At 66.9% G+C, this 11,476-nt stretch carries 9 protein-coding genes; 3 read left to right on the top strand and 6 right to left on the bottom strand.

The genetic code is table 11. The features are described from left to right. Together QZM67_RS37600 and QZM67_RS37595 are read left to right on the top strand one after the other, a co-directional pair. The coding region (locus QZM67_RS37600) for a hypothetical protein (protein WP_301811114.1) at nucleotides 1-301 on the top strand (301 nt) is incomplete at its 5' end. 239 nt (nucleotides 302-540) lie between these two features. After that, complete coding sequence (locus QZM67_RS37595) at nucleotides 541-2,463, top strand: SMP-30/gluconolactonase/LRE family protein (RefSeq protein ID WP_089451894.1); 1,923 nt, start codon at nucleotides 541-543, stop codon at nucleotides 2,461-2,463. Nucleotides 2,464-2,506: 43 nt separating this feature from the next. On the opposite strand, the gene QZM67_RS37590 is transcribed toward QZM67_RS37595, so the two are convergent. The 4 genes from QZM67_RS37590 to QZM67_RS37575 are packed head-to-tail and all read right to left on the bottom strand — an operon-like array spanning nucleotide 2,507 to nucleotide 6,035. Further along, entirely contained in the window at nucleotides 2,507-3,442 is a 936-nt protein-coding gene (locus tag QZM67_RS37590; RefSeq protein WP_175023383.1) for a c-type cytochrome, read from the bottom strand. Further along, the gene (locus tag QZM67_RS37585) at nucleotides 3,439-4,125 is read right to left on the bottom strand and encodes a c-type cytochrome (protein ID WP_175023382.1); all 687 of its coding nucleotides are present in this window, start codon (nucleotides 4,123-4,125) and stop codon (nucleotides 3,439-3,441) included. Before QZM67_RS37585 ends, QZM67_RS37590 begins: the two co-directional genes overlap by 4 nt. Nucleotides 4,126-4,185: 60 nt before the next feature. Then, entirely contained in the window at nucleotides 4,186-5,235 is a 1,050-nt protein-coding gene (locus QZM67_RS37580; protein WP_301811110.1) for a substrate-binding domain-containing protein, read from the bottom strand. 8 nt (nucleotides 5,236-5,243) lie between these two features. Continuing rightward, on the bottom strand, nucleotides 5,244-6,035 hold the full coding sequence (locus tag QZM67_RS37575; protein ID WP_301811108.1) for a transcriptional initiation protein Tat: 792 nt from the start codon (nucleotides 6,033-6,035) through the stop codon (nucleotides 5,244-5,246). Between the two features lie 387 nt (nucleotides 6,036-6,422). Here QZM67_RS37575 and QZM67_RS37570 point away from each other — a divergent pair, with 387 nt between their 5' ends. Next, on the top strand, nucleotides 6,423-7,298 hold the full coding sequence (locus QZM67_RS37570; protein WP_043180728.1) for a LysR family transcriptional regulator: 876 nt from the start codon (nucleotides 6,423-6,425) through the stop codon (nucleotides 7,296-7,298). Nucleotides 7,299-7,331: 33 nt separating this feature from the next. Here QZM67_RS37570 and QZM67_RS37565 read toward each other — a convergent pair whose 3' ends face one another. Together QZM67_RS37565 and QZM67_RS37560 are read right to left on the bottom strand one after the other, a co-directional pair. Next, nucleotides 7,332-8,534 carry a multidrug effflux MFS transporter gene (locus tag QZM67_RS37565; RefSeq protein ID WP_301811106.1) on the bottom strand — a complete coding sequence of 401 codons (1,203 nt, stop codon included), beginning with the start codon at nucleotides 8,532-8,534 and terminating at the stop codon, nucleotides 7,332-7,334. Between the two features lie 443 nt (nucleotides 8,535-8,977). Then, the gene (locus QZM67_RS37560; RefSeq protein WP_301811104.1) at nucleotides 8,978-11,167 is read right to left on the bottom strand and encodes a TonB-dependent siderophore receptor; all 2,190 of its coding nucleotides are present in this window, start codon (nucleotides 11,165-11,167) and stop codon (nucleotides 8,978-8,980) included. Nucleotides 11,168-11,476: the final 309 nt, after the last annotated feature.

The following is an 11,476-nucleotide window of genomic DNA, read 5'->3' as shown; positions in this document are numbered from 1 at the left end:
GACGCGTGCGGATCGATCGGGGCCGCGCGCCGGCTTGGCGGGCGCGCGGTTCTGGTTTGCTTTGCCGTCTCCCGCTTTTTCCTTCCTTCCTCCCTTCCTCCCTTCCTCCCTTCCTCCCTTCCTCCCTTCCTCCCTTCCTCCCTTCCTCCCTCCCTTTCTTCCGCCGCATGCCGCTGCGCTGAATCGCGACAACGCGATTGCGCCGGATAATATTTTTCCCCTTTCATTTTTATTTCGATTTGTAATCATTGAGCCCATTCCGGGGAATGAAAAGGCAATGCGCACATTTCAGAAAAAATGACGCATTTGCATTGAGCGGCCCGGAAGAAAATGCCGGGAAAAAGCACTGAAACCGTGCGGCCGGCCAGCTGATGCGGCGCGGTGAGCGGGTTTGACCATCGTTGACGGAAAAGCGCCGGACGGCAAAAGGAACGGCGTGAATAATTCGGGGTGACGGCGAATGCGCTTTAGCCGGAATCACCAATATTTCATGCGCCGCGATTTACAGTGTCGACAATTGAATGTTCGGGAGCATTATTCATGTCAATGAAACAAATTCGGGCGGCGTTGCTGGGAATGTGCATGGCGATGCTGGCGCCGGCGAGTCACGCGCAGGTGCAATACTCGACCGACTGGCTCGCGAACACGTACGGCACGCTGGCCCAGCACGTCGGCAATGCGGCGCGCTCGATGTGGGTCGCGCCCGAGGGCGTGATCTACACGGCGTCGCGCTGGGACGAGAACGCGGGCGGCGTCGCGCTCTACCAGAACGGCCAGCCGATGGGCACGATCGGCATCCACGACGAATTCCAGGGCGGCGCGATTACCGGCAACGCGACGTCGATCTTCGTCGCGCTCGGCTACAACCGCACCTTCGGCAGCGGCTCGGTGGGCCGCTACAACCGCAGCACGAACAAGCGTGACCTGCGCATCCCGGTCAGCACGTGGACGGGCCTCCCGAACCCGGACGTGATCACCGGCCTCGCGACGGCCGGCAACCTGCTGTACGCGAGCGATTTCTACGGCAACCGCGTGCGTGTGTATACGACCGACGGCGTCTGGCAGCGCGACATCGGCGTGACCGGGCCCGGCGCGCTGGCGCTCGATGCCGCGGGCAACCTGTGGGTGGCACGCATGAGCGCGGGCGTGGTCGTGCAGTACAGCGCGACCGGCACGCTGATGAACACGATCCAGATGGCGGCCGGCGCGCGGCCGTCGGCGCTGTATTTCGACGCGTCGACGGGGCAGTTGCTGGTGGGCGACCAGGGCCGCGACATGAACATCAAGATCTACAGCCTCGCCGGGTTGCCGCAGCAGATCGGCACGTTCGGCGTGCAGGGCGGCTATCTCGACACGACCTCGGGCATCAAGGGGCAGGTGGGCGACAAGCGCTTCACGCGCGTGGTCGGCATCGGCAAGGATTCAGGCGGCAACCTGTACGTGCTCAACAACGCGTGGGGCGGCGGCTGGGATCTCGGGCGCAACGGCAGCACCGACCTGCATTCGTACAGCCCGACGGGCGCGCTGCAATGGAAGCTGCAGGCGCTGAACTTCGAGGCGATCGCCGCACCCGATCCGGCGACGGACGGCGCGTTCTTCTACAGCGGCAACAACGTGTACACGGGCTCGGCGGGCGGCACGTTCGTCGCGAACACGGTCGATCCGTTCACCTATCCGAAGGATCCGCGTCTCGACATGAACGACTACCAGCGCGGCCAGCACTTCGGCCAGCTCGTGATGGTCGGCGGCAACCGGATTCTCGTCGCGTCGGGCCAGAACCCCGGCAACTTCAATTTCTATTACTTCACGCCGGCGACTGGCTACATCGCGAATCCGGCGGGCTCGCTGCCGGGCAAGCCGTTCAACACGACGTTGCAGGTCACGACCGGTTTCGATATCGATGGCAACGGCGATGTATGGGCCGGGCTGAACGGCTCCAACGCGATTACCCGCTATCCGATGACGGGCTTCGACGCGACCGGCAAGCCGTCATGGGGCAAGCCGGTGACGACGCCCGTGCCGAGCACCGTGGCGCCGACCACGCGCATCGTCTACCAGGCAGACAGCGACACGATGATTCTCGCGCAGGGCCTCGCGAACAACTGGGACTGGACCGCGATGAACGGGCACATCGAGGTCTATCACGGCTGGAAGAACGGCAACACGACCGCGCCGAACCCGGTGATCAACCTGACCAGTGCGAACCCGAAATCGATCGCGGCGGCCGGCCACTACCTGTTCGTCGGCTATGTGCACACCGTGCCGAACGTCGACGTGTTCGATCTCAATACGGGCGCGCTCGTCACGACGCTGACCAACTCGAACACGTCGGCGATGGACGTCGGCAACGACGTCGACTCGATGTACGGGATCCGCGCGTATCTGCGCTCGACCGGCGAATACGTGATCACGAAGGACAACTACAACGGCACGAGCATGATCGTGTATCGCTGGCATCCGTGAACGGGCAGGCCGTGCGGGCCGGATGGCCGGCACGGCGCCTGCGTCACGGCGCGCCGAGCACGCGCCCGTTCACGCTGAGCCCGTACATCGAATCGGGCGAATTGTGGAACTTCGCGCGCGTGTCCTGCACCGAGCCCGTGAAGCGCGGGTCCTGCGGACGTTCGTGGCTGTCCATGAAGGTCGCGACGTCCCATGCCTCCTGATCGGTCAGCGTGCCGCCGAGCCCGAGCGGCATGTTGGCCTTGATGAAGCCGGCTGCATTGCGGATGTCGCCCATCCCCGCGCCCCAGTTGAACGACCGCGCGCCCCACAGCGCCGGGAAGACGGCCTTGTCGCCGCTCGACTGCCCCTGGCCGTCCGCCCCGTGGCACAGCGCGCAGTGCTGCGTGTAGACGGCGGCGCCGCGCGCATAGTCGGCCTTCTGCGCGGGCGGCGGCAGTTTCAGGAAACCCTGCCCCGGCAGCTTCGTGCCGACCGGCGCGCCCTTCGCGAGCCAGTACGAATAGGTCTCGAGCGCGACGAGGATCGGGTCGCCGGCCGGCGGCGCCTTGCCGTTCATGCTGTAACGGAAGCACCCCTGCAGGCGCTCGGCGAACGTGTTCACGTGGCCATTCTTGCTGCGGTACGCCGGATACAGCAGGTACGCGGCCCACATCGGACTCGAATCGGGCCGGCGGCCCGCGTCGAGGTGGCAGCTCGCGCAGGTCAGCTTGTTGCCGACGTACTTGCCTGCGAACTCGGGCGTGTGCAGGAAGATCTGCTCGCCGAGCTTCACGGTCTTGCCGAACTCGTCGGCGGGTATCGCGGATTCGGCGGGTGGCGCGAAGGGTTTGGCGGCCGCCGCCATCGCAGCCGGCGCGGGTGCGGAAGCGGCGGCCGGTGCGTCCTGCAGGGCGGCCGCGCACGCGAGCGCGGGCATCCAGGCCGCGCCGAGCAGGGCCGCGCGGGCGTGGCGGATCAGCGTCGTGCGGTCGATCATTGCTTGTCTCCTTGTGCTGCGCCGCCGCGCGCGTAGTAGGCGGCCACCGCGTCGATGTCGGCGTCGGACAGCTTGCCGGCGATCGCCGGCATCAGCGCCATCGGCCCGGGCGGGCGCGTACCGTGTTTCCAGCCGTTCAACTGGCCGGCGATGTAGGCGGCAGGCTGGCCCGCGAGCGGCGGAAACGCGGTGCCCACGCCGAGGCCGCCCGGGCCGTGGCACTGGGCGCACGCGGGCAGGCCCTGCGACCAGCGACCGCGCGTCGCGAGCCACGCGCCGGTGTTCGCCGGATCGATCGACGTGTCGTCGGTCGCGACGATGCCGGCCGGCGCGGGCAGGCTCGCGAAGTACGCGGATACCGCGTCGCGCTCGTGCGGCGTCAGCATTTTCGAGAGCGGCTGCATGACCGGGTTCTGGCGGCTGCCGTCCGCGAACGCGGCAAGCTGCGCGGACAGATACGCGGCGTGGGTGCCAGCGAGGCGCGGGAAGCCGGCCGCCGCGTTGCCCTCGCCCTGGCTGCCGTGGCAGCCGATGCACGCGGCGACGCCCGTCGTCGTGCCCTGTGTGGCGATCGTCTTGCCGAGCGTCGCGTCGTCCGCGCGCGCGTGGCCGGCCAGCAGCGCCGCGGCCGCGAGCAGCAGCGGCGCAAACCGGCGTCGCGGTGTGTCCACCGTATCGTTCACGTGTCCCCTCCTTGTTGTCGTTCGCGTAAGCGCCGCCGGACTGCCGGGGCGGCCGCGCGGTCAGCCCGCGTCGGGCTGCTTCTGCTCCGGCGCGAGGTGCTGCGCCGGTGCCGCCGCATCGTATCGGCCAAAGCCGTAGCGCTGGAAAATCCGGAACGCCTCCGGCGACCGGATGAACGCGAGCCATGCGCGGGCGGCTTCCGGATGCGGTGCGTCCTTCACCATCGCCCCCGCATAGATCGCCGTCGTATTCTGCTCGGCCGGAATGTCGATGTGCATCAGCGGATGCCCGACCTGTTCCTGGAACGCCGCTTCGGATTGCCACAGTACGCCCGCGTCCGCGCGACCCTGCATCAGAAATAACGCCGTTTCCCGATGATGGATGTGCGTGAGCTCGGTCGTGCCGGTGCGCACCTTGTCGTCGTAGACGGTACGTGCGAGCGCGTCTCCGCCGGCCTTCACGAGCGACGCGCGGATCTGCCGCGCGACGCCTTCGAATGCCGGATTGGGCATCGCAAGCTGCACGTCGGGCCGCGCGAGGTCGTTCAGCGACGTGATCCGCTTCGGATTGCCGGCGCGCACCATGATCGCCAGCTGGTTCGTCACATAGGGCACGGCCGGGCCGGCGAGCGTGCCGTCCGCGATCAGCCCGTTGATCTTGCCGAGGCCCGCGAAATACGCATCGGGCTTGACCGTCCACGTCATGTTGCCGACGGTGATTGTGCCGCCCGCCTGGATCTGCTTCACGAGCAGGCCGGGCGGGATCGTTTCCCAGTAGATGCGGCCGCGGTATTCGGGATGGTCTTCCTCGAACTTCGCGACGAGCGGCGCCATCGCGAAGAAATAGTTGCCGCCGACGAACAGCACGAGCTTCGGCGCGGTGAGGTCGCCGTGGAAATCGGCGAGCACGTCGACCTGCGGCACCGTGAATTCGAGGCCACGGTGCGTCGCGTCGTTGTTGCGGCCGTCCTGCCAGGGCGGAAAGACGGTCGCGGCAGGCGCGGCGAGCGAGAGGGCCGACGCGCAGCAGAGCCACGCTGCCAGCACGGCGCGCAGCGTGCGCCGACGGCGACGCGATGGCGGTTGCAGTTGCAGGGGGATCGATGTCATCGCGGGGCTCATTTTGCGTACGTGAAGCCGGCCTGCTGCAGTTCGGGCAGGGTGCCGACCGCGCCCGGCGTGACGATGGCCGACGGGATCACGTGGTTGGTCAGGTCGGCCGCGAGCGCATCGAGCGGCAGCTTGTCGGGATTCGCGTTCGCGCCGTCGAGGCGTTCCGCGAGTTCCCAGATCGCGTTGTGGCACGACAGGAACACGACGCCGCGCTGCTGCAGCGCGGCGAGGCTGTTGTCGTGCGACGAGAACGCGCCGTCGGGCAACTCGTGGTCTTGCGCGCCCTTCGATTGCGCAGGCTTCGCGTCCAGCAGCGTGTTGGTCGGGAACGCGGCGCCGGCGAATGTCGCGAGGCCGTATTTGTCCCACGCGGCCTGGTCGAACAGCGCGAGATGCGCGCTGCCGTGCGTGGCCGATACGACGAGAAAATCCGGATGGCGGTACGACCAGATCTGCGCGTTCAGCGAATTGCGCATCAGGTTCAACCACGGGCCGCCGAGCTCGGTGTTGTCCCACACCTGCTTCGGGCCGCCGCGGTAGCCGGTCACTTCGGCGAGCGCCGCGTGATCCCACTGGTCGGGACGTTCGAGGATCATCGGCACCGTCTTGAAGTCGCGCCGTCGCGGTGCGGCCGCGAGGCGGCGCGTGAGGTCGGCGAGGTGCGTGGCGCCGCCGGGCAGCAGCGCGCCGGTGTCGGGCGCGGCGGCGTGAGCGTGGCGCGCGGCGGCGAGCAGCGCAGTGCCGGCCGCGAGGCCGAGTGTCTTGAGCGCGCCTCGGCGCGCATGCCGGTCGGACATGGCTTATCTCCCGGAATCGTTTTTGTGGGGGCGTGACGCGTTGCCGTACGACGATGCGGCGTCGCGAATGCGTAGCCAGTCTAGCGGCGCGCGCTCGATACGGAAAATCGCGATATCGGATGGGAGATATTCGAGGGTCTGATGATTCGGCGGGAGGGCGGCGGCGGTGTGATCGCTGCAACCACCATCGGTGCGAATGTTGCAACGGGCCTTTTGGGGATTGCCGGGTTGTTGAGGGGTTTCCAGCGGACGGCTCCGGTTTCCGTCGGCAAGTTGCTCGTCCTGTTGATAGGGATGACTGATTATGCGCGAGGGGGAGTAGAGGATCGACTTGTATAATTTCGCCCCACGAATGCAAACATGCTTTACCGAGAGAGAACGTTAACCATGAACTGGGACGATGCCCGCGTTTTTCTGGCAGTTCATCGCGCCGGGACGCTGCGCGAGGCCGCAGTCGTGCTCGATGTCGATCAGGCTACCGTGGGGCGACGCCTGACGGCGCTGGAGAAAGCGCTGGGCGCGAAGCTGTTTCTCAAGACATCGTCCGGCTATGTCGTGACGCCGATCGGCGAGCATTCGCTGCAGGCCGCGGAAGCGATGGAGCAAGCGGCGAGTGACTTCGAGCGGCGCGTCCACGGCTCGGACGACCGGCTCGAAGGCGAGGTTCGGGTGACGACGACCGATTCGCTGGCGATGGATTTCGTCATTCCCGCGATACGGGTGTTGCGACGGACATGCCCCGCGATACACGTGATCCTGACGACGTCCGTGCAGGTGCTGAACCTGACCCGCCGCGATGCGGATCTCGCGATTCGAACCGTGATGCCGGAAAACCCCGATCTCGTCCGCCGGAAGCTGGCCGAGTGGGAGGTCGGGCTGTTCGCGAGTCGCGAGTATCTGGATGCACATGGTGCACCCGCGACCGGATCGGCTTTCGACGGGCATGACCTGGTGGTCTACCAGCCTTCCATCACGTCCAATCAGGCACACACGCTGTGCGGCGAGTCGATGGAACGCGGGCGTATCGTTGCGCAAGTCAGCTCGAGCCTGATGCTGGCGACGTCGATCCGGTCGGGCATCGGCATCGGCGAACTGCCCGTGTATATGGCGCAAGAAGACGATTCGCTCGTGCGAATCTGGCCCGACAGGACGCGTGCCGTGCCGTATCAGGTCTGGCTCGTGTCGCATACGGACCTGAACCGGACGGCGCGCGTTCGGGCGGTCACCGCCGAGATCGCTGCGTCGTTCGACCGCTATCGATAGCGGCCGGGATCTTGCCGGTGCGGGGCATCTTGCTCAACGGGGCCGGGTTTCACGCATCGAGAGCGTGCGCCGCGCGGCGTACCAGCGCGGCACGATCGCAGCTGCCGCGACGATCGCGAAGAAAGGAATAGCCGTCGCCAGCACATGGCTGCCGGTGCCGAGCAGGCCGCTGGACGCGGTAGCCGCGAGCGACGCGCTGCCGATCTGGAAGAAGCCGACGAGCCCGGACGCGGTGGCCGCGCGCCCGTGTTCGCTCGCGATGGCGCCCGACACGGCGAGCGACAGCGACGATCCGTTCGACAGGCTGACGAGAAACATCGGCACGACGATCGCGACGATGCCTTTGACGTGCCACGACTCGCACAGCGCGAACGCGATGCCGCCGGCCACGAAGCAGCCCACGCCGGCCACGACGATCGCGTCGTAGGACATCCGGTCGAGCATGCGGCGCGAGATCATGTTGGCGGACACGATGCCGGCGGTCAGCGGCAGGTAAAGCCAGCCGCTTTGCTGTTCCGACAAGCCCAGGCCCGAGAAAATGAACGGCGACTGCGTCAGGTACACGAACCACGCGCAATAGATCGCGCAGACGACGAGCGTGTATCGGATGAATGCCCGATCACCGAGCACGTCGGCGAAGCCAGCCAGCGGCACGGCGCGCTGTTGCCCCGGCGTGACGGGCGGCCGCGTCTCCTTCAGAAGCAACTGAACGAGCACGAGCGCGACGACGCCAAACGCGGCGACGAACATGAAATCGCTCCGCCACCCGAACCACGCAGCCAGATATCCGCCGATCGCGGGTGCGATCGCCGGAGACAGCGACACGAGCGGATACACGATGCTGTAGACCTTCGCGGATGCCTTCTTGTCGCAGGTATCGGCGATGATCGCGCGACCGATGACGAGGCCGGACGCCGCGCCGAGGGCTTCGAGGACGCGCCAGCCAAGGAAGCTTGCGAAGCCGCCTGCGTTTGCGCAGCCGATCGAACCGAGGATGTACAGGAGGATGCCGGCCGTCAGCACGGGTTTGCGTCCCCATCGATCGGAGAGGGGGCCATAGAACAGTTGCGCACAGGCGAGCGCGATCAGGTAAGCCGATACCGTCTGCGGCATCTGCCATGCGCCGATCGAAAACTCATGGGCCATCGACGGCATCGCGGGCAGGTAGACGTCGGACGCGATCAGGCCAAAGGCGCTCAACAGGGAGACGACGAGGATGAGTGAGAAGTGGGACATGTTCGCTGGGTGGTGGTGGCGGCGCGCGTGAACGGCGGGAAATGGCGACGCGCGTTGGCCCGCCTTGAGAAAAGGCCGGGGCGATCATACGGCGTGCGATGCGGTTCGGGAGCGGGCGGAATTGCATCGCTCGGATGCATTTTTGCGGGCGTTAAAGCCGTTGCCGGGGAGGCGCGTGGAGGACGGTGGCGGGTGTCGCGCGGGACGCCGGTCAAGAAGAATCCGGCGCGGGTGTGGGCGGCGAACAACGCGGCGCTGCGCGGTCGTCCTTGATTCGCTGGATGATCGCGCGATGTTCCGGCGCCGCGTTGTTGTCCGGCACAACGCGCGGGTTTGCCGTAATCGATCGAGCGTGAGGGGGCGGGATGCTGCGCTGAGGAGAGGGGCGGCGCGCGGGCCGCCACTTGCCGGCCCGCCCACGCGCGCATCAGGACATCAGAACCTCAGAACGACACCGTCGTCGTCAGCGTGACGAGCCGCGGCTCGCCGACCGCGACGATCAGGTTGTTGTTGCTCGACGGGTAGTAGGTCTTGTCGAGCAGGTTCTTCACGTTGAGCTGGAAGCGTGTCGGGAACTTGCCGATCGTCGTTTCGTAGGCCGCGAACGCGTCGACGGTCACGTAGCCGGGCAGCGTGAAGCTGTTCGCGGTGTCGCCGGAGCGTGCGCCCACAAGACGTGCGCCGCCGCCGAAGCGCCAGCGGCCGGGCAGGTTCGCGATCGCCGTGTCGTACACCGCAAACAGGCTGCCCGTGTGGCGCGCGACGTTGACGAGCGGCGTGTTGCTGTCGCGATCGGTCGCATTCGTATAAGCGTAGCTGCCGATCACGCTCAGATGGCGCGTGATCTGCCCCGCGACGTCGAGTTCGATCCCGCGCGAGCGCGCGGTGCCGATCGTCGAGGTCAGGTCGCCGACCGTGACCGCGACGTTGCGCTTGTCGATCTGGTAGACCGCGAGCGTGCCGGTGATCGCTGGCTTCAGGCTGAACTTCAGCCCGGCCTCGAGCACGCGGCCGTATTCCGGTGCGAGCGGCGCGGCGACGTTCGTGGCGACGTTCGGCTTGAACGAGCGGCTCACGTTCGCGTAGGCGGTCAGCGCCGGCGTGAGCGCATACGCGAGCCCGAACTGCGGCAGCCATACGTTGCCGTGTGAGCGGTCGGCGAACACGAACGGCCGGCCCATCCCCGATTCCTGCTGCCAGTTTTCCCAGCGCAGCCCGCCCACCGCCGTGAGGCGGTCGGTGAGCTTCACCGAGTCCTGCACGATCGTCGAATACGCATGCACGACCGAGCGCGAGTCGCTTTGCTTCGGGTTGGGTACGCCGCCCGGCGCGAGCAGGTCGTACACGGGATCGTAAAGATTGAAGCCCTTGGTTGCCTTGCCGCGGATCGTGTCGCCGCGGAAGCTGCGCTGCCGCTCGTACTCGCCGCCGATGTAGATCGCGTGGTTCATCCCGGCGAGCGTCACGTTGCCGAGCAGGCCGAGCGTCGCGATCTGGTCGGAATCGTTGCGCCCGAGGTTCGCATCGGACGAGCGTGTCAGTGCGCCGGTCGTGCTGTTGAATGCGGTGGCGCGGGTGATGGTCTGGTCATAGCGGTCGCGGCCCCAGCCGAAGGTCGCGCGCACGCGCCACGCATCGGAGAAGCGGTGCTCGATACGCGCGCGCAGCGTTTCCTGGATGCCGCTGCTCTGCGACCACGCCTCTTCGTAACGGCGATAGCGCAGCGCATCGTCGAGCTGGCCGTTCACGAGCACGGTGCCGCGATCGAATGGCGTCGTGTAGTCGACGTACTGGTAGCTGACGTCGATCGACGTGTTCGCGTCGTGCCACGACAGCGCGGGTGCGATCAATGCATCGCGCTGGCGGCCGAAGCTGCGCCAGTAGCGGCTCGTGTCGTATTGGCCGGTCAGCCGGAACGCGAGCGTGCCGCCCGCGATCTGGCCCGGCTTGCCGAGCGGGCCCGTGAGATCGAACGTCGCGCTGCTGCCGCCGTGGCTCGTGCGCGACGCGGAAATCGAGCCGCCGAAGGTGTCTTCCGGCTTGCGCGTGACGAGGTTGATCACGCCGCCCGGATCCTGCATCCCGTAAAGCAGCGACGCCGGGCCCTTCAGCACTTCGACGCGGTCGATCGTCGCGAGATAGCTGTGCAGCACCGGTGTGCGCACGCCGTCGACGAGCACGGAGCCGTCGTTGTTCGACCCGAAGCCGCGCTTGATGAACGCATCACGTGTGCCGCCGAGCGTGTTGGTCTGCGTGACGCCGCTGATGTTGCCGAGCACGTCGTCGAGCGAGCGCGCCTGCTGGTCTTGCATCACGCTGCTGCTGACCACCGCGACCGATTGCGGAATCTCCTTGATCGAACGGTTGTCGCCGCCCGCGATGCTCGTGGTGCGCGGCTGATAGCCGATCGTCGGATCGGCGGTTGCCGATGCGCTGACGCTGATGGCCGGGAGTTCGCGTGCGGCTGGCGTCGCGGGCGTCGAAGCGGAAGCAGAGGCGGCGGGCTCGGCGTCGGCGCGTTCGGCGGCGGACGCATGCGTGCCGCTCGCGACGCATAGGGTGATCAGGGCGGGCAGGCTCGTGCGCCACGGACGCAGGGTCCGGGCGCGGCGGGGTGTTCGACGGGAGGGCATGAATCGATGCAGGACGGAGTGCTAAGGATCGGGTCGCGGGCCGCAGCGTTTCGCGGCGGCCAGGGTGCAGATCATATATGTAATGAGAATCATTTGCAATTGTAATGAGGCGATCGGCATCATGCGGGCCTTGGTTGCCGGGCCGTCGGCCGTCTGCTACCGTAGCGACCAAAATCAGACGCAGTGAAATTCAACGAGAGAGCCGGGGGCCGCACCATGTCATCTTCCTGTCACGTCGCGTTCAGCGCGACGCTGCGCGCCGCACACGACCATGCGGGTGGTGAAGTGATCGCAGCCGTGTACCGCCAA

Source organism: Burkholderia sp. AU45251 (genome assembly GCF_030482905.1).
GTDB classification, from domain to species: Bacteria; Pseudomonadota; Gammaproteobacteria; order Burkholderiales; family Burkholderiaceae; genus Burkholderia; species Burkholderia aenigmatica.
This window is presented reverse-complemented; position numbering and strand designations above follow the sequence as displayed.